The organism is Streptomyces sp. NPDC093600 (assembly GCF_044764755.1).
In the GTDB taxonomy this organism is placed as follows: Bacteria; Actinomycetota; Actinomycetes; order Streptomycetales; family Streptomycetaceae; genus Streptomyces.
Map to the genome: position 1 here is coordinate 54,455 of NZ_JBIWIU010000001.1, position 24,509 is coordinate 78,963.

25 protein-coding genes and 1 pseudogene are annotated in these 24,509 nt (G+C 71.6%); 12 read left to right on the top strand and 14 right to left on the bottom strand.

Annotation, left to right across the window (positions count from 1 at the left end; translation table 11 throughout):
• Positions 1–21: 21 nt before the first annotated feature.
• Together ACIRB4_RS00300 and ACIRB4_RS00305 are read right to left on the bottom strand one after the other, a co-directional pair.
• The gene (locus ACIRB4_RS00300; protein WP_403287536.1) at positions 22–777 is read right to left on the bottom strand and encodes an ABC transporter permease; all 756 of its coding nucleotides are present in this window, start codon (positions 775–777) and stop codon (positions 22–24) included.
• Complete coding sequence (locus ACIRB4_RS00305; RefSeq protein ID WP_403287537.1) at positions 770–1,798, bottom strand: ATP-binding cassette domain-containing protein; 1,029 nt, start codon at positions 1,796–1,798, stop codon at positions 770–772. The genes ACIRB4_RS00300 and ACIRB4_RS00305 overlap by 8 nt, the downstream gene beginning before the upstream one ends.
• Positions 1,799–1,872: 74 nt before the next feature.
• Here ACIRB4_RS00305 and ACIRB4_RS00310 point away from each other — a divergent pair, with 74 nt between their 5' ends.
• Genes ACIRB4_RS00310 through ACIRB4_RS00320 form a run of 3 tightly spaced genes read left to right on the top strand, consistent with a single transcriptional unit; the run spans position 1,873 to position 5,529 of the window.
• Positions 1,873–2,718, top strand: a complete 846-nt coding sequence (locus ACIRB4_RS00310; RefSeq protein WP_403287538.1) for a TetR/AcrR family transcriptional regulator — start codon at positions 1,873–1,875, stop codon at positions 2,716–2,718.
• The gene (locus ACIRB4_RS00315) at positions 2,715–3,320 is read left to right on the top strand and encodes a TetR/AcrR family transcriptional regulator (RefSeq protein ID WP_403287540.1); all 606 of its coding nucleotides are present in this window, start codon (positions 2,715–2,717) and stop codon (positions 3,318–3,320) included. The genes ACIRB4_RS00310 and ACIRB4_RS00315 overlap by 4 nt, the downstream gene beginning before the upstream one ends.
• 52 nt (positions 3,321–3,372) lie before the next feature.
• Positions 3,373–5,529 carry a HelD family protein gene (locus ACIRB4_RS00320; protein ID WP_403287541.1) on the top strand — a complete coding sequence of 719 codons (2,157 nt, stop codon included), beginning with the start codon at positions 3,373–3,375 and terminating at the stop codon, positions 5,527–5,529.
• 231 nt (positions 5,530–5,760) lie between these two features.
• Here the strand turns inward: ACIRB4_RS00320 and ACIRB4_RS00325 are convergent, their stop codons facing one another.
• Both ACIRB4_RS00325 and ACIRB4_RS00330 read right to left on the bottom strand, forming a co-directional pair.
• A complete protein-coding gene (locus ACIRB4_RS00325; RefSeq protein ID WP_403287543.1) occupies positions 5,761–7,206 on the bottom strand; it encodes an MFS transporter in 1,446 nt (481 codons plus the stop codon).
• 102 nt (positions 7,207–7,308) lie between these two features.
• The gene (locus ACIRB4_RS00330) at positions 7,309–7,794 is read right to left on the bottom strand and encodes a MarR family winged helix-turn-helix transcriptional regulator (RefSeq protein WP_403287544.1); all 486 of its coding nucleotides are present in this window, start codon (positions 7,792–7,794) and stop codon (positions 7,309–7,311) included.
• Positions 7,795–7,942: 148 nt separating this feature from the next.
• Between ACIRB4_RS00330 and ACIRB4_RS00335 the strand changes: the two genes are divergently transcribed.
• Positions 7,943–8,545 carry an HAD domain-containing protein gene (locus ACIRB4_RS00335; RefSeq protein WP_403287545.1) on the top strand — a complete coding sequence of 201 codons (603 nt, stop codon included), beginning with the start codon at positions 7,943–7,945 and terminating at the stop codon, positions 8,543–8,545.
• Between the two features lie 44 nt (positions 8,546–8,589).
• Here the strand turns inward: ACIRB4_RS00335 and ACIRB4_RS00340 are convergent, their stop codons facing one another.
• From ACIRB4_RS00340 to ACIRB4_RS00355, 4 genes and pseudogenes are all read right to left on the bottom strand, one after another.
• Entirely contained in the window at positions 8,590–9,006 is a 417-nt protein-coding gene (locus ACIRB4_RS00340) for a VOC family protein (RefSeq protein WP_403287546.1), read from the bottom strand.
• A 9-nt stretch (positions 9,007–9,015) separates the two neighbouring features.
• Entirely contained in the window at positions 9,016–9,462 is a 447-nt protein-coding gene (locus ACIRB4_RS00345) for a helix-turn-helix domain-containing protein (protein ID WP_403287547.1), read from the bottom strand.
• Positions 9,463–9,549: 87 nt separating this feature from the next.
• Positions 9,550–9,984 (bottom strand): VOC family protein, encoded by a 435-nt coding sequence (locus tag ACIRB4_RS00350; protein WP_403287548.1) that lies wholly within the window; start codon positions 9,982–9,984, stop codon positions 9,550–9,552.
• Between the two features lie 133 nt (positions 9,985–10,117).
• Positions 10,118–10,282, bottom strand: a pseudogene (locus ACIRB4_RS00355) (hypothetical protein); the annotation flags it as partial.
• A gap of 190 nt (positions 10,283–10,472) precedes the next feature.
• On the opposite strand from ACIRB4_RS00355, the gene ACIRB4_RS00360 reads away from it, so the two are divergent.
• Together ACIRB4_RS00360 and ACIRB4_RS00365 are read left to right on the top strand one after the other, a co-directional pair.
• Positions 10,473–11,261: a hypothetical protein gene (locus ACIRB4_RS00360; RefSeq protein WP_403287549.1), complete on the top strand. Its 789-nt coding sequence runs from the start codon at positions 10,473–10,475 to the stop codon at positions 11,259–11,261.
• Positions 11,262–11,310: 49 nt separating this feature from the next.
• On the top strand, positions 11,311–12,003 hold the full coding sequence (locus ACIRB4_RS00365) for a hypothetical protein (RefSeq protein WP_403287550.1): 693 nt from the start codon (positions 11,311–11,313) through the stop codon (positions 12,001–12,003).
• A 3-nt stretch (positions 12,004–12,006) separates the two neighbouring features.
• Here the strand turns inward: ACIRB4_RS00365 and ACIRB4_RS00370 are convergent, their stop codons facing one another.
• Entirely contained in the window at positions 12,007–12,324 is a 318-nt protein-coding gene (locus tag ACIRB4_RS00370) for a hypothetical protein (RefSeq protein WP_403287551.1), read from the bottom strand.
• 84 nt (positions 12,325–12,408) lie between these two features.
• Positions 12,409–13,506: a barstar family protein gene (locus ACIRB4_RS00375; protein WP_403287552.1), complete on the bottom strand. Its 1,098-nt coding sequence runs from the start codon at positions 13,504–13,506 to the stop codon at positions 12,409–12,411.
• A gap of 256 nt (positions 13,507–13,762) precedes the next feature.
• On the opposite strand from ACIRB4_RS00375, the gene ACIRB4_RS00380 reads away from it, so the two are divergent.
• From ACIRB4_RS00380 to ACIRB4_RS00390, 3 genes are all read left to right on the top strand, one after another.
• Positions 13,763–14,179: a helix-turn-helix domain-containing protein gene (locus tag ACIRB4_RS00380; protein WP_403287553.1), complete on the top strand. Its 417-nt coding sequence runs from the start codon at positions 13,763–13,765 to the stop codon at positions 14,177–14,179.
• A gap of 20 nt (positions 14,180–14,199) precedes the next feature.
• Positions 14,200–14,790 (top strand): hypothetical protein, encoded by a 591-nt coding sequence (locus ACIRB4_RS00385; RefSeq protein WP_403287554.1) that lies wholly within the window; start codon positions 14,200–14,202, stop codon positions 14,788–14,790.
• Between the two features lie 87 nt (positions 14,791–14,877).
• Entirely contained in the window at positions 14,878–15,219 is a 342-nt protein-coding gene (locus ACIRB4_RS00390; RefSeq protein ID WP_403287555.1) for a DUF2516 family protein, read from the top strand.
• Positions 15,220–15,342: 123 nt separating this feature from the next.
• Here ACIRB4_RS00390 and ACIRB4_RS00395 read toward each other — a convergent pair whose 3' ends face one another.
• The 3 genes from ACIRB4_RS00395 to ACIRB4_RS00405 all read right to left on the bottom strand — a co-directional run bounded on the left by ACIRB4_RS00395 (position 15,343) and on the right by ACIRB4_RS00405 (position 18,940).
• Entirely contained in the window at positions 15,343–16,587 is a 1,245-nt protein-coding gene (locus ACIRB4_RS00395; protein WP_403287556.1) for a PP2C family protein-serine/threonine phosphatase, read from the bottom strand.
• 305 nt (positions 16,588–16,892) lie between these two features.
• Positions 16,893–17,969, bottom strand: a complete 1,077-nt coding sequence (locus tag ACIRB4_RS00400; protein WP_403287557.1) for a C40 family peptidase — start codon at positions 17,967–17,969, stop codon at positions 16,893–16,895.
• Between the two features lie 212 nt (positions 17,970–18,181).
• On the bottom strand, positions 18,182–18,940 hold the full coding sequence (locus ACIRB4_RS00405) for a class I SAM-dependent methyltransferase (protein ID WP_403287558.1): 759 nt from the start codon (positions 18,938–18,940) through the stop codon (positions 18,182–18,184).
• Between the two features lie 382 nt (positions 18,941–19,322).
• Here ACIRB4_RS00405 and mshA point away from each other — a divergent pair, with 382 nt between their 5' ends.
• The 3 genes from mshA to ACIRB4_RS00420 all read left to right on the top strand — a co-directional run bounded on the left by mshA (position 19,323) and on the right by ACIRB4_RS00420 (position 23,037).
• Positions 19,323–20,708 carry a D-inositol-3-phosphate glycosyltransferase gene (mshA, locus tag ACIRB4_RS00410; protein WP_403287559.1) on the top strand — a complete coding sequence of 462 codons (1,386 nt, stop codon included), beginning with the start codon at positions 19,323–19,325 and terminating at the stop codon, positions 20,706–20,708.
• The gene (locus tag ACIRB4_RS00415; protein ID WP_403287560.1) at positions 20,701–21,201 is read left to right on the top strand and encodes a YbjN domain-containing protein; all 501 of its coding nucleotides are present in this window, start codon (positions 20,701–20,703) and stop codon (positions 21,199–21,201) included. Before mshA ends, ACIRB4_RS00415 begins: the two co-directional genes overlap by 8 nt.
• A gap of 129 nt (positions 21,202–21,330) precedes the next feature.
• The gene (locus ACIRB4_RS00420) at positions 21,331–23,037 is read left to right on the top strand and encodes a glycosyl hydrolase family 28-related protein (protein WP_403287561.1); all 1,707 of its coding nucleotides are present in this window, start codon (positions 21,331–21,333) and stop codon (positions 23,035–23,037) included.
• Here ACIRB4_RS00420 and ACIRB4_RS00425 read toward each other — a convergent pair.
• Complete coding sequence (locus ACIRB4_RS00425) at positions 23,027–24,433, bottom strand: MDR family MFS transporter (protein ID WP_403287562.1); 1,407 nt, start codon at positions 24,431–24,433, stop codon at positions 23,027–23,029. The genes ACIRB4_RS00420 and ACIRB4_RS00425 overlap by 11 nt on opposite strands.
• Positions 24,434–24,509 lie beyond the last annotated feature (76 nt).

The following is a 24,509-nucleotide window of genomic DNA, read 5'->3' on the forward strand; positions in this document are numbered from 1 at the left end:
GGGCTGTCCCGCCGCCGGGGGTCACTTCGTACGCAGCCGGAAGAGGCTTCCCGACGCGGCGACCGCGAGCGCGAGCAGGCCCGCGCACCAGGCGAGCGCGATCCAGGGCGTGTTGCCGACGGGCTGGTCGAGCAGCAGACCGCGCAGGGACTCGATCACCGGCGTCACCGGCTGGTGCCGGGCGAAGCCGTGGAGCCAGTCGGGCATGGTCTCGATCGGTACGAACGCGCTGCTCGGGTACGGCAGGAACATCATGAAGAAGGTGAACCCGCCCGCCGCCTCGGGTGTTCTGGCGAGGAGTCCGGCCGCCGCCGACAGCCAGGAGACGGCCGTGATGAAGGCGAGGAGCAGCCCGAGGGCGGCGAGCCAGCCGGCGGGGGTGGCCGACGGCCGGAAGCCGATCAGGAAGGCGACGCCGAAGACCAGCGTGGTGGCGAGGAGGTTGCGGGCCACGCTGGCGCCGACGTGGCCGGCGAGGATCGGCGTACCGCCGATGTCGAGGGACCGGAACCGGTCGATGATGCCGCCCTTCATGTCCTCGCTGACGGACACGGCGGTGCTCGCCGAGCCGAAGCCGGCGCAGAGGAGGAGGACGCCGGGGACGACGTACGTGACGTAGCGCGTACCGGTGTCGATGGCTCCGCCGAAGAAGTAGACGAAGATCAGCATCAGCATGACGGGAAGCATCATCGAGGTGATGACGGCGTCCGGGTTGCGGCGGCTGAGACGGATGGCGCGGCCGGTCAGGGTGCCGGTCACGGTGAGCGCGTCAGACATGGGCGGGCTCCTCGGGGGCGCGTGCGGTGAGGGTCAGGAAGACGTCGTCGAGGGTCGCGGTGTGCAGGGTGAAGCGCGTGACGTCCGTCCGCTCCGGGTCGAGTTCGTCGAGGAGCGCCCGGACGTGGGCGGCGCTGCCGTCGGTGGGGACGCCGAGCGTGAGGGTCTCGGGGGAGTGGTGGACCGCCCGGCCGGAGAGCCGGAGGTAGGCGCGCTCGTCGGCGAGGACGAGGTCGAGGCGGTGGCCGGCGACGCGTGACTTGAGCGCGTCGGCGGTGCCCTCGGCGACGATCCGGCCGGAGTCCATGACGGCGATGTGGCCGGCGAGCCGGTCGGCCTCCTCCAGGTACTGGGTGGTGAGGAAGACGGTCGTGCCGCCGGCCGACAGCTCGCGGACGGTCTGCCAGAGCTCCTGGCGGCTGCGGGGGTCGAGGCCGGTGGTGGGCTCGTCCAGGAAGATCACCTCCGCGTCGCGGACGAGTCCCGCGGCGAGGTCGAGGCGGCGGCGCATGCCTCCGGAGTACGTCTTGGCCAGGCGGCGGCCGGCCTCGGCGAGGGCGAAGCGTTCCAGGAGTTCGGTGGCGCGCCGGTCGGCGGCCCGGCGGGACAGGCCGGAGAGGCGGGCCGCCATCCGCAGGTTCTCGTAGCCGGTCTGCGTGTCGTCGACGGCGGCGAACTGGCCGGTGAGGCTGATGGACCGGCGGACCTTCGAGCGGTGGGCGACGACGTCGTACCCGGCCACGCGCGCGTGCCCGGCGTCGGGCCGGGTGAGGGTGGTGAGGACGCGGACGGTGGTGGTCTTGCCCGCGCCGTTGGGGCCGAGGAGGGCGAAGACGGTGCCGCGTTCGACGCGGAGGTCGAGCGAGTCGAGGACCGGCAGGGTCCCGTAGGTCTTGCGCAGGCCGACGGCTTCGACGGCGCTTTCGCCGCTGGCGCGGTCGGTAGTGGCAGCGGCTGGGGTGGTGGCCCCTCGGCCGGGCGGGGTGGTGGCCCGGGTGGTGGCTTCTGTGGTGGGTCGCATGGCGGCTCCTTGAGCTCGGACCTCTTACTGCGTATGCCCTACGCGGTACTGTGTAAGGGTTACGCATTACTAGGATGGCCGTCAAGCGCGAGATGTGGAGGCGGCGGCTCATGGCGGAGGACAAGGGCGGTGGCGGGACGTTCCTGCCGCCGAGCATCGAGGCCGCCTGGGGGCTGCGGGAGCGGCCCGCCAAGGGGCCCAAGCCGGGCCTCACCCTCGACGGAATCGTCGACACGGCCGTACGCCTCGCCGCGGCGGAGGGGCTCGACGCCGTCTCCATGGGGCGGATCGCCAAGGAGCTCGGCGTCTCCCCCATGTCGCTCTACCGCTATGTGGGCGCCAAGAGCGAGCTGTACGTACTCATGCAGGACAGGGCCACGGGCGCCCCGCCCGAGCTGTTCCCGCCCGACGCGGGCTGGCGCGAGGCGATGGAGGCGTGGTCCTGGGCGATGCGCGAGGTCTACCACCGCAACCTCTGGATGGTCCGGGTGCCCGTCTCCGGCCCGCCCGCGACGCCGAACACGGTCGCCTGGTGGGAGAAGGCCATGGTCGCCCTCGGCCGCACCGGCCTCGACGAGGGCGCCAAGATCTCCGTGGTCCTGCTGGTGGCCGGATTCGTCAAGAGCGACGCCCTGATGAACGCCGACCTCGCCGCCGCGATCGGCGCGAGCGGCGAGGAGCCGACCGTCGTCATGGCCCGCTACAGCCACACCCTGCGCCGGCTCGCCGACCCGGCCCGCTTCCCGGCGGTGGCCCGGATGCTCGACTCCGGGGTGCTGGACGAGGCGGACGAGCCGGACGTCGAGTTCCGCTTCGGTCTCGCGCGGGTCCTCGACGGTGTGGCGGTCCTGGTGGACGGCGTCGCGGTCATGGCGGGCGGGCGGGCGGTCATGGCGGACGGGGAGGCGGGGAAGGGGTGAGCGGGCTTCGCGAGCGCAAGAAGCGGCAGACCCGGCAGCTCCTCTCCGACACCGCCATCGCCCTCTTCCTGGAGAAGGGCTTCGACGCCGTCTCCGTCGCCGAGGTCGCGGCCGCCGCCGAGGTCTCCAAGCCGACCCTCTTCCGCTACTTCCCGGCCAAGGAGGACCTGGCCCTCCACCGGTTCGCCGACCACGAGGACGAGGCCGCCCGGGTCGTCACCGAGCGCCCCGCGGGCGCCGGGCCGCTCGACGCCCTGCGCGCGCACTTCCTGCGGGGGCTCGACCGCCGCGACCCGGTGACGGGGCTCTGCGACGACCCCGATGTCCTCGCCTTCCAGCGGTTCCTCTACGGCACCCCGGCGCTGGTCGCCCGGCTCCACGGCTACCAGGCCCGGTCGGAGGCGGCGCTCGCGCGGGCGCTCGGCGGCGAGCCCCTGCCGGCCCGCCTCGCCGCCGCGCAGATCGTCGCCGTCCTGCGCGTCCTCGCGGAGGAGAACGCCCGCCGGATGGCGGCGGGCGAGAGCGCCGACGCGGTGCACCCGGAGGCCGTCGCGGCGGCGGAGCTGGCGTTCAGGAGGCTGCGGGACGGACTGCCGCTTTAGCGACTCGGGCAATAATGTAACTGGGTAACGTTATTCCTCTATGCTTGTCGGAATGACGTCACCCGACCATGAGCCGAAGCGTGAGCCGGCCTTCGCCCCGGACATCGAACTCGCCGCTGAACCCGTCCTCGAACGCGACCCTGAACCCGTCCTCGAACTCGCCCGCGAACGCGCCCATCACGACGCCTGCCGCGCCGCCCTGGCCCGGATGGCCGAGGACGTGGCCGAGCAGGTCGTCACCGGCGAGGACGTCGCCGCCTCCGGTGCCGACGCCGAAGCCCTCGGCTACCATCTCCGCAGCCGCGCCAAGGCGTTCGGCGAACAGCCGCCGGGCCCCCTGTTCTTCGGGCGCCTCGACCGCGAGGACGGCCAGACCCTTCACATCGGCCGCCGCCGCATCGCCGAGGACCCCGCCTCCCCTCCCCTCGTCATCGACTGGCGCGCCCCCGTCTCGCGCGCCTACTACCAGGCCGGCGCCCACGACCCCCAGGGCGTGGTCCGGCGGCGCCGCTTCGGCTGGGCCCCGTACAGCCAGGGCGACTCGGCCGATCTGACCGGCCTGGAGGACGAGTACCTCCGCTCCGGGCCCGGCACCGCAGGCGAGATCGTCACCCGGGAGATCGAGCGCCCCCGGACCGGCCCCATGCGCGACATCGCCGCCACCCTGCAGCCCGAACAGGACGACCTCGTACGGTCGGGGCCCGCCGTCTCCCTCTGCGTCCAGGGCGCCCCCGGCACCGGCAAGACCGCCGTCGGCCTGCACCGGGCCGCGTTCCTCCTCTACACCCACCCGCAGCGCGTCCGCCGCTCCGGTCTCCTCGTCCTCGGCCCCAACCGGACCTTCCTCTCGTACATCTCCGAGGTGCTGCCGGCGCTCGGCGAGAGCGGAATCCGGCAGTCGACGGTCGACGAGGAGATCGCCCGGCACGAGGTGCGCGCCGAGGACGGCGAGGCGGCGGCGCTGGTCAAGCACGACGCCCGGATGGCGCGGGTGCTGCGCACGGCCCTGTACGCCCGGGTCGACACCGCCCCCGCCGGGCCGTTGACGGTCCCCGACGGCTCGTACCACTGGCGGCTCACGGCGGACGAACTGGCGAGGATCGTCACGGCGGTACGGGAGGAGGCGCCGCCGTACGCGACCGGGCGCGACCGGGTCCGCGACCGGGTCGTCCGGGCCCTCCGGCTCCAGGCCGAGCGGCGGGCCGGGCCCCTCGGCCGGGCGTGGGCGCGCAGGATCGAGCGGGCCCGGCCGGTGTCGGCGTTCGTGGACGGCTGCTGGCCGAAGGTGACGCCCGAGGAGGTGCTCGCCGGGGTCCTCACCGACCCGCGCGACGAGGCGCTGACCCCGGACGAGCGGGAGGCGATCCGGTGGGCGCGGCCGCCCCGCTCGTACCGCTCGGCGCGGTGGACGGCCGCCGACCTGGTCCTCCTCGACGAGCTGGCCGGGCTGATCGAGCGACCCGAGGGCTACGCCCATGTCGTCGTCGACGAGGCGCAGGACCTGTCGCCGATGCAGTGCCGGGCGATCGCCCGCCGCGTCGCGTTCGGCTCACTGACCGTGCTCGGCGACCTGGCCCAGGGCACCACCCCGTGGGCGGCCCGCCTTTGGCGCGAGCAACTCGCCCACCTGGGGGAGCCGGACGCCGAGGTGGTGCCGCTGACCCTCGGCTACCGCGTACCGGAGGCGATCGTCGACCTCACCAACCGGCTGCTGCCCGCCCTCGGCGCGGACGTGGCACCGACCATCTCCCTGCGGGCCGGGGGCGAGGTGACCCGCACCGCGACGGAGAGCCTGGTCGAAGGGGTCGTCGAAGCGGTCGCCAAGGCACTGACCAGGCAGGGGGCGATCGGCGTGATCGCCGCCGATCCGATGGTCGCCCCTCTCGCGCGGGCACTGGCCGGGACCCTGGACGAGGCCGACGGGCGGGTCACGCTGATCCCCGCGACGCTCGCGAAGGGGCTGGAGTTCGACCACGTGGTGGTGGCCGAGCCCGCCGCGATCGTCGCGGCCGAACCGCGCGGCCACCACCGCCTGTACGTCGTCCTCACCCGGGCCGTCTCCCGCCTGGACCTCGTCCACAGCGAGCCCCTGCCCGTCTCCCTCGGCGGCGCCGCTAGGGCGGCGAACGCGTCCGCGTCCCCGATGTCGTCACGGAAGTCGCGGTCGTCCTCCTCGTCACCCGTGGCGGCGTCCAGGACGTGGAGGTAGTCGCTCCGGCGGGAGGTCTCCGCGACCGTCACCTGCCCGCCCTCCGCGTGCAGCCCGGCGAGCGAGCTCCGCCACCGGGTCTGCGGTCCGGTGCCACCGGTTCCGTCGCGGTTGGTCGGCGTTGGCATGCGGATCCCCACCCCTTGCGGCAATCGAACTCGCTGTGCGTACGGGATCGTTGATCACGGATAGAGGCTCAGCTCGTCACCGTCCCCTCGTCCGGAACCGCCCTCAGGCGTACCGCGGAGCGGCGGCCGGGCGCGGTCGGCGCAGGACCGTCGCGGCGACGGCCAGGGCGGCGAGGAGGAGTCCGGTGCCGACGGCGAACGCCAGGTGATAGCCCCCGGTCAGGGCTTCGGCGGCGGGGCGGCCCGAGGCGGTGAGGGACTCGGTGCGGAAGGCGGCCAGGGTGGAGAGGACCGCGACGCCGAGGGCCATGCCGATCTGCTGGGTGGTGTTGAACAGACCCGAGGCGAGCCCCGCGTCCTCCTCCTTCGCGCCGGACATGCCCAGCGAGGTCAGGGCCGGCAGCGCGAGGCCGAACCCGGCGGCGAGGAGCATGACGGGCAGCAGGTCGGTGGCGTACGAGGCGTGCGAGGCGTTCACGGGCAGCCGGGTCAGCAGACCGAGGAGGCCGACGAGGAGGACGAGGCCGGCCAGCAGTACGGTGCGCTCGCCGAAGCGGGCGTTGAGACGGGCCGAGACGCCGAGGGACACCGCACCGATGACGGCGGCGGCCGGCAGCATCGCGAGGCCGGTCTCGGCGGCGCCGTAACCGAGCACCTTCTGCAGGTAGAGCGCGACGAGGATCTGGAACGAGAACAGCGCGGCGACCATCAGCATCTGGACCAGGTTGGCGCCCAGGACGCTGCGCGAGCGGAAGATCCGCAGCGGCATGAGCGGGTTCCTCGCGGTGGCCTGGCGGACGACGAATCCCGCGAGGAGGGCGAGCGCGAGGCCGCCGAGGCCGAGGGTGTGGGCCGAACCGGCGCCGTACTCCTCGATCTTGACGACCGCGTAGATCCCGAGCATCAGGCCGGAGGTGACGAGCAGCGCGCCGACGACGTCCGCGCCGCCTCCGGCCTTCAGGCCGAGGCCGCGGTCGGCGGGCAGGGCGGGGAGGGCGGCGAGGAGGGCCGCGACGCCGATCGGCAGGTTGATGAAGAAGATCCAGTTCCAGGTGAGCGCGTCGGTGAGGACACCTCCGAGGACCTGCCCGAGGGAGGCGCCGGCCGCTCCGGTGAAGCTGAACACGGCGATCGCCTTGGCCCGTTCGCGCGGTGCGGTGAAGAGCGTGACGAGGATGCCGAGGCTGACGGCGGAGGCCATCGCGCTGCCGGCGCCCTGGAGGAAGCGGGCGGCGATCAGGACGCCGGGGGAGGTGGCGACGCCGGCCAGGAGGGAGGCGGCCGTGAAGACTCCCGTACCCGCGAGGAACATCCTCTTGCGGCCGATGAGATCGCCGAGCCGGCCGGCGAGGAGGAGCAGCGAGCCGAAGGCGATCAGGTAGGCGTTGACGACCCAGCTCAGTCCGACCGGAGTGAAGCCGAGGTCGCTCTGGATGGCCGGCATGGCGACGGTGACGATGCTGCCGTCGAGGATCGTCATCAGCATTCCGGTGGCCAGGACGCCGAGGGCGAGGCGGCGGGAGCGCGAGGGGGTTTCGGTGGGTGGCATGGCGGTCTCTCCTGTCGTCGGGAGGGCAACGGAAGAGACCGTAACAGATAGTTTTGTTGCAGACTATCTTTTACGGAACGAGGTGGCGGGGGCTGGTGTGTGTCACCCCTTCTGGCGTGCCCGGCGGGCTGGCCGGGGGCCTTCGACAGGCGTCGCCAGGTGTCCTGTGACCAGCAGGTTCAGTGCGCGGAGCAGGACCTCCCGCTCGTGGTCCGGGAGGGAGTCGAGGGCGCTCTCGTGGACGTGGTCGACGATCTTCTGGCTCTCCTGGGCGACCTTCGCCCCCTTCTCGGTCACGGCGATGATCCGCGCCCGCCGGTCGGTGCTCGACGGCCTGCGTTCGGCCAGGCCGGCCTTCTCCAAGGCGTCGACGGTCACCACCATCGTGGTCTTGTCCATGTCGCCGATCTCGGCGAGCTGGGCCTGCGTCCGCTCTTCCTCCAGGGCGTGGACGAGGACGCAGTGCATGCGCGGGGTGAGCCCGATCTCCCCGAGCGCCGCGCTCATCCGGGTCCGCAGGACGTGGCTGGTGTGGTCCAGGAGGAAGGACAGGTCCGGTTCGGTGCGCGTGGGTGCCATGGCCGTCATGTCCACCAGGGTAACGAAGGTCGATCCGTAGCGGATTATCAGGAAGCGGACGACTGGCGGGCGGGGGAGTGGCTGGGGCGGCTGTCTCGCCGTACGGGGAGAGGGGGGCACGGTCGGTTGCCGGGCGCGGCGCTGGCAGGCTGGGGGTATGGGACCTGCGCGAAACGACGTGGACGGGGGCGGGCGGGGTGGCACGGGGCCGCCACGGCCGCTGCTGTTCCTCGACGTCGACGGGCCGCTGATCCCGTTCGGCGCGCCGCCGCGCCGGCATCCGGGCGGCCATCCGACGTACGGCCCGGTCGACGCCACGCACCCCCTTCTGAACAGAATCGACCCGGAGCACGGCCCCCGCCTGGCGGCGCTGCCGTGCGAGCTGGTGTGGGCCACGACCTGGATGTCGGAGGCGAACGCCACGGTCGCGCCTCGGCTCGGCCTGCCGGCGCTGCCTGTACTGGCCCCTGGCGCCGGCGGGTCCGCGGATGTCGGCCGGTCCGCCGACGACGAGTGGTCCGCCGATGTCGGTCGGTCCGCCGAGGACGCGTGGTACGGCCTCCACTGGAAGACCCGCCCCCTCCTCGCGTGGGCGGCCGGGCGGCCCTTCGCCTGGGTCGATGACGAGATCACCGACGCCGACCGCTCCTGGGTCTCCGCACACCACCCCGCCCCCGCCCTGCTCCACCGCGTGGAACCCGGACTCGGCCTGACCACCGCCGACTTCGGGGTTCTCGCCGCCTGGCTGTCCCACCACTGAACCGCGTCCCCGCCCGGGCCCCGGGCTGGCCCCCGGGGGCGTCGTCAGGTGGTGCGGGGCTGGGCGAACCTGAGCATGTTGCCGGCCGGGTCGCGGAAGGCGCAGTCGCGGACGCCGTAGGGCTGGTCGACCGGCTCCTGGAGTACTTCGCCGCCGGCCGCCCGGATGCGTTCGAAGGTGGCGTCGCAGTCGTCGGTGGAGAAGATCACCCCACGCAGGACGCCCTTGGCGAGGAGCTCGGACATGGCCTGCCGGTCGGCCGGGGAGGCGTTGGGGTCGGCGAGCGGCGGTTCGAGGACGATCTCCACGTCCGGCTGCGCGGGCGAACCGATGGTCACCCAGCGCATCCCCTCGAACGAGACGTCGTTGCGGACCTCCAGGCCGAGGGCGTCACGGTAGAAGGCGAGCGCCTTGTCATGGTCGTCGACGGCGATGAAGCACTGAGAGAGCTTGATTTCCATGCCTCGACGCTACGGCCGGGCCTCGGATTCCGCTTCTCCGATCCTGACCGGTGTGCCGTTCCTGACGTTCTTGACCGGTCGGGTCAGCACCTTGGCGACACACGCGGGGATGGCGGCGCCGGCCTCGTGACGGCGGGCCCGGTAGGCGCTCGGGGTCTCGCCGACGAGCTCGGTGAAGCGCGAGCTGAACGACCCGAGCGAGGTACAGCCGACGGCGAAGCAGACCTCCGTCACGCTCAGGTCACCCCGCCGCAGCAGCGCTTTCGCGCGCTCGACACGGCGGGTCATCAGATAGCTGTACGGCGTCTCACCGAAGGCGGCGCGGAAGCTGCGGGAGAAGTGCCCGGGCGACATGAGGGCGACGGCGGCCAGCGTCGGGACGTCCAGCGGCTTCGCGTAGTCGCGGTCCATGGTGTCCCGGGCGCGCCGCAGCCGTACGAGGTCCTCCAGCATCACCCGACCAGCATCGCACGCCAGGGACCCGCGCGGCGCGGACCCGGGACCGCTCGGTCCACCGCCCGCCCGCGCCTCGATCACCGGCCCTCAGTCGAGACAGAACTCGTTGCCCTCGATGTCCCGCATGACGATGCAGGACTCGTTCTCCTCATCGGCGAGCATGACCCGCTCGCACACCGCGCCGAGCGCGACCAGTCGTGCGCACTCGGCCTGAAGCGTGGCGAGACGCTCCTCCCCCACGAGCCCGGTGCCGGCCCGCACACAGAGATGGACCCGATTCTTGACGACCTTGCCTTCGGGAACGCGCTGGAAGTACAGGCGCGGGCCCACCCCCGAGGGATCGCTGCAGGCGAACGCCGAGTCCCGCTGCTCAGGCGGCAGCGAACGATTGAATTCGTCCCAGGTGTCGAACCCCTCGGGGGCCGGCGGTACGGCGTACCCCAACACCTCGCACCAGAACCGAGCGAGGCGCTCGGGTTCCGCGCAGTCGAAGGTGACTTGGAACTGCTTGATCGACGACATCGGACCACCATAGGGGCGCGTACTGACGACCGCGACCGAATTTCACCACCCCCCGGACCGGCCAACTCCTCCGGGAATGTGGCGAGGTCGCTGTCCCCGATCCAGGCCTGCGGCGGGGGGCCTCAGATCCTGACAGCCTCCGCGATCGATGTTTCCAGAGCGTCCAGCACGTCACCGGCCTCAGCCAGCAGCTCAGCCGCGTCCTCGGCGGGAGTCTCGCCTTCCTGGTACCGCGCATGTCGATGACACGCGCTCGCAGCTGTTCTACACGGCGCGTCGCCTCCGCGCGTTCTGCCAGTGCCTCAGCAAGCTTTCACTGATATCGGATACCGGATAACTGTTGGCATGGCGCGACCCCGATCCAGCAACTTCACGGCGGATCCTGGCAACGCTCCTGACGCCTCCCACCAGTCTTCGCCTGCACCAAGCACCGTCGTCTGCTGCGAATCGGATGCCCCACCTGCCAACAACCTGTTCACACGGTCGAGATGAACAGCATCATCGCCCGTCCCTGGGACGAAGAACTGCATCCCACCCAGTGCCGGACAACCACCGCCCCACGCACCGTCGGGCGCCTCCAACCCGCCTGCGGTGCCCAGCTCGCCGAACCTGACGGCGCGCTCTCCGGCGAACTTCCCGACGTGCGTACGCTGGAACACCTGCTCGGCCTTCAGCAGCGGCTTCAGGATCTGCTCGATCCCGTCGGCCCCGCGATGACCCCGTGTGTTGGTTGGCTGATCCCCGCCGCCGACTACTTCGCCGACCTCAGAGCCCTGCTCGGTCTCGTGTTCCTGTCCTGGCCGGTGGCCCGGCCCTTCGCCGCAACAGCAGCCCTCGCCGAAGCCCTCGACCACGACGCCGAGCAACGCCATGCCCGTGCGACAGTCCTCCGGGGCAGCCCCGGGAAGAAGCGCAGCTCCCGCCCCTACACCGACCCCCCGCTGGACCCGCTGCTCATGGGGGCAGTACTCGGGATTGCCGAACGTCTCCTTGACGCGGACGACGAAGAGCAGGCCCGCGAGCGAATGCTGCCGCTCATTCACCAGGCCAGCGATGTCGACTACGCCCTGTCGTTCTATCTCCGGCGCAAAGCCTGGATCTCGTTCCCGCTGCGGATCGTCGCCACGAACCACGTCGCCCACATGGCTCCGATGCACAAGATCATCGCCCGCGGTCCGATTCCTAAGGGCGGCCGGGAGCGTTTCCCGGAGCCGTCCCGGGCCAGTGGGTTGATCCGTGCCAGTCGCCAGGAGCCGCGTGATTGGATCTCCGCATGACGGATTGGTCGCAACTGAGCCATGCCTACGGCTCTGCGGCATACCCGCTTTGCTGGATCGGATCGCATCGGAGCCGAACACCGAGCTCTGGAACGATCTGTGGTCGGCGCTGTGTCACCAGGGCAGCGTCTACTCAGCCAGTTTCGCGGCATTGCCCTGGCTGGTCGGAGTAGCCGGCGGGGACGACCGAGGGCAGACGGTGAGTGCCCTCACCCTGGCCGGTGCGATCGTGGCAGGCGCTGGCCAGCCACACGACGCTGGCGATGTCCGCCTGGAGTACGCGGCCGAGATCGCGACCCTGCTGTCGGTGGCGAACAATCGCCTCCGATCGGCCTCCGATCGAACCGAGTACGCGTACCTCTTGGAAGCTGTATTGAGCTTCGAAGGCGTACTGGGTTGGAGCGAAGACTTGGCATGGGGTCTTACGAACGAGGAGTACGAGGTCTCCTGCCCCCACTGTGAAGCCAGCTTGTTCATAGTCCTCGGCGAGCGAGGATTCTTTTCCACCAGTGGTGACTACGCGCTGTCTGAGGATGATGTGGAGACGAGGCCCTTGCGCCCTGCGGATCCCGCAGCACTGGACGGTATCGGTCGACGGCTCCACGACATTGCACTCGCTGATGGTCAACGAGAGGTCGCGAACGCGCTGACGTACGTTTTCGGTGCGGCAGCCTGCCCGGACTGCGAAACGAGCTTCTCAGTATCTGATCAGGTCAGCGCCCGCTGGTTGGCCACGCAGTAGGCGCTAGATCTGTTGAGAGTCCGCCCGATCCGTGGTGATGGAACTGATACGCCCGACCCACGAGTCTGGCGTGAGGGGGGACCAGACGATGCCGATCTCGACACCGTGGAAGGTGCGGGTGAGGTCCGCCAGCGGCGTGAAGACCGCCGCCTGCACGTCCTCAAGGGCTGTGTCGGTGGGCATCGCGACCTTGCCGCATCCGCCACCCGAATCGTCGGCGATGAACGTGTAGGGCCACACGTCCTGCCCCGACAGCAGGATGATCTCCCGCGGTATACCGAAGGGAGGCCGCTTCTTCTTCGTCTTGTGTCGTTTCGCCACGACGCCATCCAACCCGACGGACCGCGAGGTCAGAAGTCAGCATGTCCAGGGTGGTATTCGCCGCGAAGATCCGCCAGCGCGAGCTCATGCCAGGGTGACGTCCATGCCACCCTGGGCCAGGGACTCAAGGACTGCGGAGAACAGGTCGTAACGCTGTCCATCCGGTGTCAGGGCGTGGGACAGGTACTCGCGTGCGGTCGCGGCGTCTCGCCAAAGCAGGGTCGCGGGGGCGGTGTAGCCGAAGGTGCCGCGCAGGCAGTCGTCAAGGGCGGCGAGACAGCCGCCGAAGTAGCCTCCCGGCCCGTTGATTGCCTCGCCGAGTGCCAGGTAGAGGGCTGGTTCGTCAGTGATGTGCCGGCCGTCGAGTTCGTAGGGGTGACCGGTTGGCCGGTCACGGTGGGTGCGCCGGCAGGCCCGCTCCCGGACGAGGTCATGCCAGGCCCCGCGGCGGCGGGTATCGAGGCCGGCCCAGGCGTTCACGGCGTCCGGTGGCCCGGAGAGCCACCGCTCCCAGATGGGCCGGGCGTATTCGGGAAAGGGTGTGAAGCGGCCCCCGTCGAGCTCCAGGTCGATCAGGTCTGCTCCGCAGGCGGACGGGCGCCAGCCAATGACGGTGGCCCACAGCAGCCGATCAGTAAGTAGCTCGCCTTCACCGTCCTGTATCTCCAGAGCAGCCTCCTCCAGATCCAGCGCTCGCCGGGTGCCCTTCATCAGCGCCGCTCTCAGCTGATCACTCGGGGCGAGCCCCCGTAGGACCAGCGGGGGCGGCACCTGCTCGGGCGACAGGACACGGGTGAATTCCCGGCAGGAGCCCAGCCAGCGGTGCCCGTCGTGCAGACGAACGCGCCCTCTGTACCCCTCGGGCGGACCTTCGTAGTCGTCCATGCCGGTGAGCAGCAGACTGTCCGTCCCGGGCAGTTTCCCCAAGCTCTCCGCGTCCTCCAGTAGCCAGGCGTCGAGTGCCTCGTCGTCCGGCACCAGCCACACCCGGCTGCCGATCCAAGCGGGTACGCCGGATTCCTCCGGAACCCAACCGAACAGCTCATACATCCCGCGCTGAGATTCCCTGAACAGTCCCTCCGCCTCGGCGCAGACGCCCCAAACGTGGCCGTGCTCAGTCTCGGTCAGCGTGTACCGCGCGCTCACGCGCTCGTTCTCGTCCTCATGCACAGCGGAAATCATGCCCCGACCACATTCCGACGACGGAGTCGGTTGTCGCTGGCCGGCTGCGGACGTGCTCGGTGTCAGCCGGCACGACTCGGTGTCATCTATCTCGAAAAGTCGCAAGCGCGCAGGAGTCCGCCAAGCCGATCGGTGACAGTTGTCCTGCTCAGGTGACAACTAGCGTGCTCAGGCACACCTGCCGAGCCTCCGTGACACGCGACACTATTGCAAGCAGGCGCTTGCAATAGTTAGCAAGAGGTGGCAGGGTCGGAGCATGGCATCACTCAACGTCGGCAATCTTGGCGAGTACCTCCGCGAGCAGCGGCGCACCGCGCAGCTGTCCCTGCGGCAGCTCGCCGATGCCGCCGGGGTGTCCAATCCGTACCTGAGCCAGATCGAGCGCGGACTGCGCAAGCCCAGCGCCGAGGTGCTGCAGCAGGTCGCCAAGGCGCTGCGGATCTCCGCGGAGACGCTGTACGTCCGGGCCGGGATCCTCGACGAGAAGGAGCGGGAGGAGCTGGAGACGCGCGCCGTCATACTGGCCGATCCCTCGATCAACGAGCGGCAGAAGCAGGTGCTGCTCCAGATCTACGACTCCTTCCGCAAGGAGAACGCGGCCGAGGCCGCCGCGGCCGAGCCCGACAGCGATGCCGAACCACCCTCGCACGACGACCCTCGAACCAGTACGTGACATCCGGGAGGACCACCACCATGGCCATCATCGAAGAACTGCGTACCCCCCTCTACTTCGCCGCCGGCACCGCCGACCTCGCCGTCCAGCAGGCCAAGAAGGTGCCCGGGCTGATCGAGCAGATCGCCGCCGAGGCGCCCGCCCGGATCGAGGCCGTACGCAAGACCGACCCCAAGGCCGTGCAGGAGAAGGTCTCGGAGCGGGCCAAGGAGGCCCAGGTCACCGTTCAGTCGAAGTTCGCCGAGGTCGTGGGCAGCCTGGACACCGATCTGAAGAAGCTGGGCGAGACCGCCCAGGACCTGGCCCTGCGCGGAGTCGGTGTCGCCGCCGAGTACGCGGTCAAGGCGCGGGAGAAGTACGAGGAGGTCGCCGCGCACGGCGAGGAGGCCGTCAGGGCCTGGCGCGGTGAGGCCGCCGAGGAGATCACCGAGATCGCCATCGCCGTCGAGCCGGACACGGAGCCCAAGGTCCAGCCCCAGGCCAAGGCCGCGGCCGACGATGCCAAGGCCGACGCCTCCGCCGGAGTCGCGGCCGAGGACGACAAGCCCGGCCGCAAGACCACGGCCCGCAAGCCCGCCGCCAAGAAGCCCGCCTCCGCCACCGAGAAGTAAGCCCGGGCACCAATCAGGGTGCCCGGAGCGTTGAACCGGGTACCTTGGCCGCGAGGCGCTCCATCCACTCACGAGGCGGTGCTACGCATGTTGCGCGCGGGATTCGACTCCATCATCTGGCTGGTGATCGGCCTGGTCTTCATCGGCTTCGCCATCACCGCGCTCGTCTTCGCGGCGATGGCGCGCGAGGACGCCTACCGCGCGGCCGACAAGCAGACCAAGAAGTTCTGGCTGATCATCCTGGGCATCAACCTCGCCCTCAACCTGCTGCTGCCGATGCTCTTCCTCCAGATCGCCGGCCTCATCGCCGCCATCGTCTTCATGGTCGACGTCCGGCCCGCGATCCGGCAGATCTCGGGTGGTGGCGGCGGCCGTCGCGGTGGATCCAGCAGCGACGGGCCGTACGGCCCGTACAACGGCGGCCGGTAGCGGCGACCAGCGAAGAAGGCTGCTAGCGGCGGCCACCGGAAATGGCGGGTAGCGGCGACGACCATCGTGGCCGATGGCCACAGCCGCCGAGCACCGTAAGCGCGTACGGACAGGGTCCGGGGACTACCCCCGGGCCCTTTCCAGTGCCAGGACCGCCACGTCGTCCGTCAGCTCCCCGCCGTTCAGCGCCCGGACCTCCGTCACCGCCGCCTCCAGGAGCTCCTCGCCCCGCAGGCCCTCCGCCAGCTGCCGGTTGATCATCTCGACCATCCCGTCCTGGCCCAGGCGCGGCGAGCCCGGGCCCGCCGAGCGGCCCTCGATCAGGCCGTCCGTGTACATCAGCAGGCTCCACGTGCCGCCCAGCTCCACCTGACGCCGCGGCCAGCGCGCCCGCGGCAGCAGACCCAGGGCCGGGCCGCCGTCCTCGTACGGCAGGAGCTGCGCCGCCCGACCCTGCCGGGCGATCAGCGGCGACGGGTGCCCGGCCAGGCACAGGCCCGCCCGGCGCCCGTCCGGCGCGATGTCGACCGTGCAGATGGTCGCGAAGATCTCCTCGCTCTCCCGCTCGTGCTCCAGGACCTGCTGCAGCGTGGAGAGCAGTTCGTCCCCGCACAGGCCGGCGAAGGTCAGCGCACGCCACGCGATCCGCAGCTCCACACCCAGCGCCGCCTCGTCCGGGCCGTGCCCGCAGACGTCGCCGATCATGGCGTGGACCGTGCCGTCGGGGGTGCGCACGGTGTCGTAGAAGTCGCCGCCGAGCAGCGCGCGCGAGCGGCCGGGCCGGTAGCGGGCCGCGAACCGCAGGTCGGAGCCCTCCAGCAGGGGAGTGGGCAGCAGGCCGCGCTCGAGGCGGGCGTTCTCCTGCGCCCGCAGCCGCGACTCGGCCAGCTTCACCTGCACCGCGTCCGCGCGCTTGCGCTCCACCGCGTACCGGATCGCCCGGCTCAGCAGCCGGCCGTCGAGCTCCTCGCGGAAGAGATGGTCCTGCGCCCCCACCCGTACCGCCTCCGCCGCCAGTTCCGCGTCGGCCGAGGCCGCCAGCGCCAGGACGGCGTGGCGCGGCGCGAGGCGCAGGACGTGGCGCAGCGGGGCCAGCGGGTCGTCACCGGCCGCGCGCGGTCCGGGCAGTGCCAGGTCGACCAGGACGCAGTGCACGTCGTCGGTGAGCAGCCGCTCGGCCTCGGTCAGGTTGCGGGCGGTACGGATCCGGACGCGCGTCCCGTCCGCGTCGAGCAGTTCGGGTACGGCGAGGGCACCCGCCGGGTCGTCCTCGACGACCAGAAGGGTGAGATCGGTGCCTGTCGCCGCGGTGGCAGCGCCGGGCGCCGCAGCAGAGACGATTCTCTGTCGCGGTACGGGTACGGGCATCGGTCTTGTTTTCCTTCCCTCCCCCCGAGGGCGCGGCAGGGCGACGAACGACGTCCCGCCAGACGGGGACCATAGCGCCACCCCGGCGGGCAACGGAATGGTGATCACCACACGGGCGCTGATGTGGCACTGGCATATGCCGCGCATGGGGAGGTTGTTGACGTTCCGGCCATGACGAACATCACGCGCCGGACGCCCGGCCAGGGGCGGTCCCCGCCCGACGTACGGCCGTGAGCGGTGTCACTCCGGTCTCACTCCGGACCCCCTCCGGTCCGCGTCCGGTCCCACTCAGTCCCCCTCCGGTCTCACTCCGGGCGGACGACTCCCAGGATCTCCATCGAGCCCGCCCCCGCGATCGTCACGTTCCGGCCGGGACGGGGGGCGTGCACCATCGCTCCGTCACCGATGTACATCCCGATGTGGCTGGCGTCCTTGTAGTAGACGATCAGGTCGCCCGGCCGCATGTCCTTGATGTCCACGCGCGGCAGCAGCCGCCACTGCTCCTGCGAGGTACGCGGGATGACGCGGCCCGCCGCACCCCACGCGCTCTGGGTCAGGCCGGAGCAGTCGTACGAGCCCGGTCCCTCCGCGCCCCAGACGTACGGCTTGCCGATCTGCGCCGTCGCGAACTCGACCGCCTGCTTGCCGCGTGCGGTCGCCTTCCCCTCCAGGCCCTTGAGGACGCCGGTGCCCAGCCAGGCGGTCTGCGCGCGGTGCTGCTCCTGCCGCTCCAGCTGCCGCAGCCGCTCCAGCTCCTCGGCCTCCAGCTCGGACTCGAGCTTCCTGGCCGCGGCGATCTTGGCGTCGATGTCCTTCTTCGCCTCGGCCTGCTTGACGCGGTTGGCCTCCAGCTTGGTCCAGTTGGTGCCCGCGTCCTTGGCGTAGGTGGTCAACTCCGCCTGGGTACGGCTCATCTCGGCGAGCAGGTCCCTCGTGGCCTTCTGGCCCTGCTGGAGCCGGCCGGCGTTGTCGAGGAAGAGCTGCGGGTCGTCGGTGAGGACGAACTGGGCGCCGTCGGGCAGCCCGCCGTTGCGGTACTGGGCGCGGGCGGCGGCGCCCGCCTGAGCCTTGAGCCGGTCGATCTTCTCGCGGCCGGCCACGATCATCCGGGCCAGCTTCACGATCTCGGCGGACTGCTCCTTGGTCTGCTCCTCGGCGAGGTTGTACGCGTCGGTGGCGACAGCGGCCTGGTGGTACAGGGCGTCTATCTCCTTGCGTACCTCGTCGAGGGTCTTCTTCGGCGCGGCGGGCGCGCCCGGTGCGGCGGGCGGCGCCGGCGGCAGGGGCGCCGCCGCGGCGGGAAGGGCCAACGCGGGTGAAGCCAGCACCGTCAGGGCGCAGACCACGGTGATCGCGGCGGTGGCGCAGCGGCGTCGGTTCACAATCTCCCCCTCGTACGGCCCTGGACGGCCTGGCGTCCCGTATCCGAGTCCCGTACCTGATTTACCGTCAGTAACTTGCTGGTGACCTTGGCGATAGTGCCATGCGGAACGTGAAAACGACAGGGGAGGACCGGGCTTGTCGGGTCACTTCCCCCCGTCGAGGACGGGTGCCCGGCGCGTCGCGTTCCCCCGCGCCGGGATTTCTTCTACGACTACGCCGATCCCGATCGCGACGCCGACCCCGACGCCCCCGTCCGCCCCGGCGCCAGTGCCTCCCATCGCACCGTCACCTCCCCCTGCCGCCACCGCCGGTGGCCGTCCGTCAGCGGCCAGTCCGCCGCCAGGTCGCGTACCGCCCGGATCCAGCGCTGCCGCGCGCCCAGCGAGGCGTACGGAGCCGCCGCCGCCCACGCCCGGTCGAAGTCGCGCAGGAACGCGTGCACCGGCTCGCCCGGCACATTGCGGTGGATGAGCGCCTTCGGCAGGCGCTCCGCGAGGTCCGAGGGGCGCTCCAGCGAACCCAGCCGGGTCGCGAACGTCACCGTCCGGGGCCCGGACCGGTCGAGCGCCACCCACACGTGCCGGCGCCCGATCTCGTCGCAGGTCCCCTCCACCAGCAGCCCTCCCGGCGCGAGCCGCCCGCACAGGCGCTCCCACACGGCGGCGACCTCGTCCTCGTCGTACTGGCGCAGCACGTTCGCGGCCCGGATCAGCGCGACCTGCCCCGCCACCGGGACCTCGAAGCCGCCGTGGACGAAATCCAGGCCCTCGCGCGCGTACGGCTGGGCGGCGGCGACCCGGGCCGGCTCGATCTCGATGCCGACGACCTCCGTGCGCGGGTCCGCCGTGCGCAGCCGGCCGAGCAGCTCGACGGCCGTCCAGGGAGCGGCTCCGTAACCCAGGTCGACGGCGACCGGGGCGGCCGAGCGGCGCAGGACCGGGCCGTGGACGGCGGCGATCCAGCGGTCCATGCGGCGGAGACGATTGGGGTTGGTGGTCCCGCGGGTCGCCGTCCCGACGGGCCGGGTCCCGGCGGGCCGGGTTGCGGCGGGCGGAGCGAGAGGGGAGTGACCCCGGGCGGAGCTCTGGGGGCGGGTGGTGCGCGGGGCCATGGAACGAGGGTAAGGGGCGCGCCACGCCGTTCCCGTACGGCAATGAATTGGCAAAACGGAAATGGATGGCGACATTCCGGTGTTGTGCCGCCTGGAGGGCGCTGTCCGCCGTCCGGTCCGCCGTGCCCGCTGTTCCTCTGTCCGCCGGGTGCGCCGTGCCTGCTCTGCCTGCTCCACCCGCCATGCCCGCCATAACCGCCATACCCGCCATGCCCTCGCTCCGAGCGGAAGGACCGTCGACGTGAGCCAGTACGTGTCCCGGCTCGCCGGCTCCCTGACGTCACCGTCCAGGCTCCGGCTCCCCGGCCGTCACCGCGCCCCGCGCCGGGTGGCCATGCTCAGCGTCCACACCTCACCCCTCCACCAGCCGGGGACCGGCGACGCCGGCGGCATGAACGTCTACATCGTCGAGCTGGCCAAGCGGCTTGCCGCGATCAACATCGAGGTCGAGATCTTCACCCGGGCCACCACCGGCGGCCTCGCCCCGGCCGTCGAGCTCGCGCCCGGTGTCCTCGTACGGCATGTGGACGCCGGACCGTACGAGGGTCTGGCCAAGGAGGAGCTGCCGGCCCAGCTCTGCGCCTTCACGCACGGCGTCATGCAGGCGTGGGCGGGCCACCGCCCCGGCCACTACGACCTCGTCCACTCGCACTACTGGCTCTCCGGCCATGTCGGCTGGCTCGCCGCCGAGCGCTGGGGCGTCCCGCTCGTGCACGCCATGCACACGATGGCCAAGGTCAAGAACGCGGCGCTGGCGGAGGGGGACACCCCCGAGCCCACGGCCCGGGTGATCGGCGAGACCCAGATCGTCTCCGCCGCCGACCGGCTGATCGCCAACACCGCCGAGGAGGCCGACGAGCTCGTCCGCTTCTACGACGCCGATCCCGGCAAGGTCGCCGTCGTCCACCCCGGTGTGAACCTCGACCGCTTCCGGCCGGCCGACGGCCGCGCCGCGGCCCGGGCCCGCCTCGGGCTGCCCGCCGACGCCTTCGTGCCGGTCTTCGCGGGCCGTATCCAGCCGCTCAAGGCCCCCGACATCCTGCTGCGCGCAGCGGCGCTCCTGCTGGCCCGCGACCCCTCGCTGCGCTCCCGCATGGTCGTACCGGTCGTCGGCGGCCCGAGCGGAAGCGGACTGGCCAAGCCCGAGGGGCTGCAGAAGCTCGCCGCCCGGCTCGGCATCGCGGACGTCGTGCGCTTCCACCCGCCGGTGGGCCAGGAGCGGCTCGCGGACTGGTTCCGCGCGGCTTCGGTGCTGGTCATGCCCTCGTACAGCGAGTCCTTCGGCCTGGTCGCCCTGGAGGCGCAGGCGGCCGGGACGCCGGTGGTCGCGGCGGCGGTCGGCGGCCTGCCGGTCGCGGTGCGCGACGACGTCACCGGCTTCCTGGTCCAGGGGCACGACCCGGCCGACTACGCCCGCGCGCTCGGCCGGTTCCTGGACGACCCGGGGCTGTCCGCCCGGATGGGGGAGGCGGCCGCCCGGCACGCCGGTTCCTTCGGCTGGGACACGGCGGCGTCGGGCACGGCGGACGTCTACACGGCGGCGATGCACGACCACCGGACGCGGGAGCACGGGCGGGATCACCGGGCTCATGATCACCGCCGTCGCGTACGCTCGCACCATGGCTGACGTCGTACACGCCCAGCGGGTCATCGAGGACACCTTCAAGGACGCGGAGCTGGAGTGGGAGTCCCCCGAGCCCGGCTCGTACGTCGTGAAGCTCCCCGGCACGCGCAAGCTCTTCACCACGCTCTCGCTCCGGGTGGGCCGGCACTCGCTCTCCCTCAACGCCTTCGTCATCCGGCATCCGGACGAGAACGAGGCGGGCGTCCACCGCTGGCTCCTGGAGCGCAATCTCAAGCTCTACGGAGTGAGTTACGCCGTCGACGGTCTCGGCGACATCTATCTGACCGGCAAGCTCCCGCTGGCGGCCGTCACGCCCGAGGAGCTGGACCGGCTGCTCGGCTCGGTGCTCGAAGCGGCCGACGGTTCCTTCAACACGCTGCTGGAGCTGGGTTTCGCGAGCGCGATCCGGCGTGAGTACGAGTGGCGGGTGTCGCGCGGCGAGTCGACTCGGAACCTCGACGCTTTCACGCACCTGACCAAGAAGCCGACGGACTGACCGCTCGGAGGCGCCGGGGGCTGGCCTACAGCCCCCTTTCCGACCCCTTCCCTCCCTGGCTCGGCCGTGCCATGCTCACGCCCGGCGCTTATCTGAACACCATTCATGTATATGAAAGGGGCTCGGGGTATGGCAGCGGACAGGGCACTCGGCGACGGATCACTGGGGTCACTCGGGGACAGGGCCCTCGGCAGACGGCGGTTCCTGGGCGGCGCGGTCGCGGTGGCGGCGGCCGCCACGACGACCGGGTTCACCCCGGAGCCGGAGTCCGTGCCGTACGCCCGCACCCTCTGGAAGGAGTTCGAGGCAGCCCCGTACACGCACCCCCAGATCCCCTACGTGGGCCGCGCCGGCGCCCGCCGCGGCGCCACCGGCCTCCCACGGCCCCGCGCCGTCGCCGACGTCCTCTCCTACGGCGCCAACCCCGACGGCTCGACGGACTCGGCCCCCGCCTTCAACCGGGCCCTCGCCGAGGCGGGGGAGCGCGGCGGCGGGACGGTGCTCGTCCCGCCCGGCACGTACCGGATCGACGGCCTGATCCACATCGGCGACAGCGGAGTCGTGCTGCGCGGTGCGGGATCCGCCCGTACGAAACTGGTGGCAACGAAACACCTCACCGAGCTGATCGGCCCCTACGGGTCCCGCTACGGCGGCGACAAGTCCTCCTGGTCCTGGGCCGGGGGCCTGATCTGGCTCGCCCCGCGCGCACGGCACGCCTCCCTCGTCGCCGCGATACGGGAACGGGCCTGGCCCTTCGAAGGCTGGACCGGCAACAGGCGCGACGAGTGGACCGCCCTCACGGCCGTACGCCCGGCCCGCCGCGGCGACTGGACGGTCACGGTCGACGACCCGTCAGCCCTGCGCCGGGGCCGGATCGTTCTGCTCAGGCTGGCCGACGACGCCGGGCACACGCTCCTCGAGCACATCGCGGGCGGCGGGCCGGGAGCGGAGTCGTACGTCTGGGACGACAAGACCAAGCTGACGTCGTACGTCCCCTACGAGTGGCCGGTGCGGATCGCGGCCGTACGCGGCCGGAAGGTCACCTTCGAGCGCCCGCTCCCGCTCGACGTACGCCCGGAGTGGGACCCCCGCCTGACCACCCTCGTGGAGCCGCTCACGGACGCGGGGGTGGAGGGCCTGACCCTGGAGGCGGTCGAGACGCCCCAGGCCCCGCACCTGCTGGACAAGGGCTTCAACGGCGTCACCTTCCAGTGCGCCTACGACTGCTGGGCCGACGACGTCGTCGTCCGCCATGTCGACAACGGCTTCGGTCTCGTCGCCGCCTCCGCCTGCACCCTGCGCCACACGCGCGTGGAGGGGCGCGGCGCGCACCACCCGTACTTCTGCCGCGAGGGAGCGCACGACAACCTCGTCGAGGACTTCAAGATCGCCGCCCGTACGGTCCCGGCGCCGCCGGGCACCCAGCTGCACGGCATCAACGTGGAGGGCCTGTCCAGCCACAACGTCTGGTCGCGGGGGGTGATGGAGATGGGCACCTTCGACACGCACCGGGGAATGCCCTTCGCCAACGTACGGACGCAGATCACGGTCGAGAACAACGGCCGGCACGGCGGCGACGCCTCGGCGGGCCCGCTGTACGGGGCCCGGTTCGCCCACTGGAACGTGACGGTCACCAACGGGCGGGCGGGCCTCGTCAAGATCGACACGGTCGCGCCGTACAGCGCGACCGTGGGCATCAGCGAGGTCCGCGAGTTCGACCAGATCGACGTGCCGGACTTCACCGGAGACCCCCACGCGCGCGTGGAGGCGTACGGGAGCCCGGGGGCGGTGCGCCCCCGGAACCTGTACGAGGCACAGCGGAAGGTCAGGCGCTGACGGTGCCGGCGCCGGGTGTCTTGTCGACGACGGGCCGGTCGTCGGGAAGCCGGTCGGCCGCCGGGACGGACCGGTCGTCGGGAAGCCGGTCGGCCGCCGGGATGGGCTGGTCGTCGGGAAGCCGGTCGTGCGCCGGGATGGGCTGGTCGTCGGGAAGCCGGTCGGCCGCCGGGACGGGCTGGTCGTCGGCGAGGGCCTTGCGGAGGCGGGTGATGTATCCGAGGGCGGCGATGCAGCCGATGACCCCGCAGGCGATCCACAGCACGTCCGGTCCGGGGCCGTCCACGACCCAGCCCGCGAGGATCGGCGCGAGGAATCCGGACAGCGCCCAGGACATGCCCATGACGCCCTGGTAGCGGCCCCGCGCGTGTTCGGGGGCCAGCTTGGCGGTGGCGGCGGCGTTGGTGGGCACGTGGACCATCTCGCCGATGGTCCACACGACGACGGTCGCGGCGAAGACCAGCGGGGTACCGGCCAACGCGGTGGCGCCCGTGCCGACGGCGAAGAGCAGCGCGGAGACGGTGAGCAGCATCGCCGGCGAGCGCTTCTCGGTCACCTTGTTGACCAGCAACTGGAAGGCGACGATCACGACACCGTTGACGGCGATGACGGCGCCGTACGCGGAGGGTTCGAGCCCCTCTGCCGCCATGGAGAGGGGCAGACCGACCCAGGGGGCGGTGAAGACGAGGGAGACGAGGAGGTTGAGGAGGACGAGCATACGGAAGGGGGCGTCGCGCAGGACGTCGAGGACGCTGACGCGGTCCTTCTCGACGAGTTCGCCGGCGGGGTTCCGCTTGGCCTCGGGGCGGGTCTCGGGCAGCCGCAGGAAGACGATCAGGGCGCACAGGGTGACCGCGACGGCCTCGATGAGGAAGAGGGTGCGGTAGCCGAGGAAGACGGCCGCGCCACCGCCGAAGGCGGCGATCGCGAAGCCCAGGTTGAGGGCCCAGTAGTTGAGGGCGAAGGCCCGGCGGCGGTCGTGCTCGGGGACCATGTCGGCGATGGTGGCCTGGATGGAGGGGCGCACGGCCTGCATGGAGACGCCCATCAGCAGGACGACGGCGGCGACGCCCCAGGCCGTGCTGACCACGGAGAGGGCGGCGGCGCAGGTGGCCGTCATCAGGTGCATCGTCACCATGGTGGGGCGTCGGCCCCACTTGTCCGCGAGCGTCCCGCCGAGCGGGGATCCGGCGACGCCGCCGAGACCGTGGAGGGCGAGGACGAGCCCGGCGTACCAGGCCGAGTGCCCGAGCTCCTGGGTGAGGTAGAGGGAGAGGAAGGTGAGGACGAAGGCGCCGGTGCGGTTGACGAGGGTGGAGAGCCAGAGCCACCAGAATCCGCGGGGAAGCCCGGAGACGGTCGCGACGGCTGATCGTCTGAGCGAGTCGATGGACATGTGTGGCCGGCCCCCAGCGTCTGTAAGCGTCCCTATCCGGATCCGTAACTTACGGGGGCGGGCTTCCCGGCCGCCA

Bases quoted from the DNA above. Each gene is read 5' to 3' on its own strand.
- ACIRB4_RS00300 (WP_403287536.1), bottom strand. From the start codon at position 777: ATGTCTGACGCGCTCACCGTGACCGGCACCCTGACCGGCCGCGCCATC.
- ACIRB4_RS00305 (WP_403287537.1), bottom strand. From the start codon at position 1,798: ATGCGACCCACCACAGAAGCCACCACCCGGGCCACCACCCCGCCCGGC.
- ACIRB4_RS00310 (WP_403287538.1), top strand. From the start codon at position 1,873: ATGGCCGTCAAGCGCGAGATGTGGAGGCGGCGGCTCATGGCGGAGGAC.
- ACIRB4_RS00320 (WP_403287541.1), top strand. From the start codon at position 3,373: ATGACGTCACCCGACCATGAGCCGAAGCGTGAGCCGGCCTTCGCCCCG.
- ACIRB4_RS00325 (WP_403287543.1), bottom strand. From the start codon at position 7,206: ATGCCACCCACCGAAACCCCCTCGCGCTCCCGCCGCCTCGCCCTCGGC.
- ACIRB4_RS00330 (WP_403287544.1), bottom strand. From the start codon at position 7,794: ATGACGGCCATGGCACCCACGCGCACCGAACCGGACCTGTCCTTCCTC.
- ACIRB4_RS00335 (WP_403287545.1), top strand. From the start codon at position 7,943: ATGGGACCTGCGCGAAACGACGTGGACGGGGGCGGGCGGGGTGGCACG.
- ACIRB4_RS00340 (WP_403287546.1), bottom strand. From the start codon at position 9,006: ATGGAAATCAAGCTCTCTCAGTGCTTCATCGCCGTCGACGACCATGAC.
- ACIRB4_RS00350 (WP_403287548.1), bottom strand. From the start codon at position 9,984: ATGTCGTCGATCAAGCAGTTCCAAGTCACCTTCGACTGCGCGGAACCC.
- ACIRB4_RS00360 (WP_403287549.1), top strand. From the start codon at position 10,473: ATGAACAGCATCATCGCCCGTCCCTGGGACGAAGAACTGCATCCCACC.
- ACIRB4_RS00375 (WP_403287552.1), bottom strand. From the start codon at position 13,506: ATGATTTCCGCTGTGCATGAGGACGAGAACGAGCGCGTGAGCGCGCGG.
- ACIRB4_RS00380 (WP_403287553.1), top strand. From the start codon at position 13,763: ATGGCATCACTCAACGTCGGCAATCTTGGCGAGTACCTCCGCGAGCAG.
- ACIRB4_RS00385 (WP_403287554.1), top strand. From the start codon at position 14,200: ATGGCCATCATCGAAGAACTGCGTACCCCCCTCTACTTCGCCGCCGGC.
- ACIRB4_RS00390 (WP_403287555.1), top strand. From the start codon at position 14,878: ATGTTGCGCGCGGGATTCGACTCCATCATCTGGCTGGTGATCGGCCTG.
- ACIRB4_RS00395 (WP_403287556.1), bottom strand. From the start codon at position 16,587: ATGCCCGTACCCGTACCGCGACAGAGAATCGTCTCTGCTGCGGCGCCC.
- ACIRB4_RS00405 (WP_403287558.1), bottom strand. From the start codon at position 18,940: ATGGACCGCTGGATCGCCGCCGTCCACGGCCCGGTCCTGCGCCGCTCG.
- ACIRB4_RS00415 (WP_403287560.1), top strand. From the start codon at position 20,701: ATGGCTGACGTCGTACACGCCCAGCGGGTCATCGAGGACACCTTCAAG.
- ACIRB4_RS00420 (WP_403287561.1), top strand. From the start codon at position 21,331: ATGGCAGCGGACAGGGCACTCGGCGACGGATCACTGGGGTCACTCGGG.
- ACIRB4_RS00425 (WP_403287562.1), bottom strand. From the start codon at position 24,433: ATGTCCATCGACTCGCTCAGACGATCAGCCGTCGCGACCGTCTCCGGG.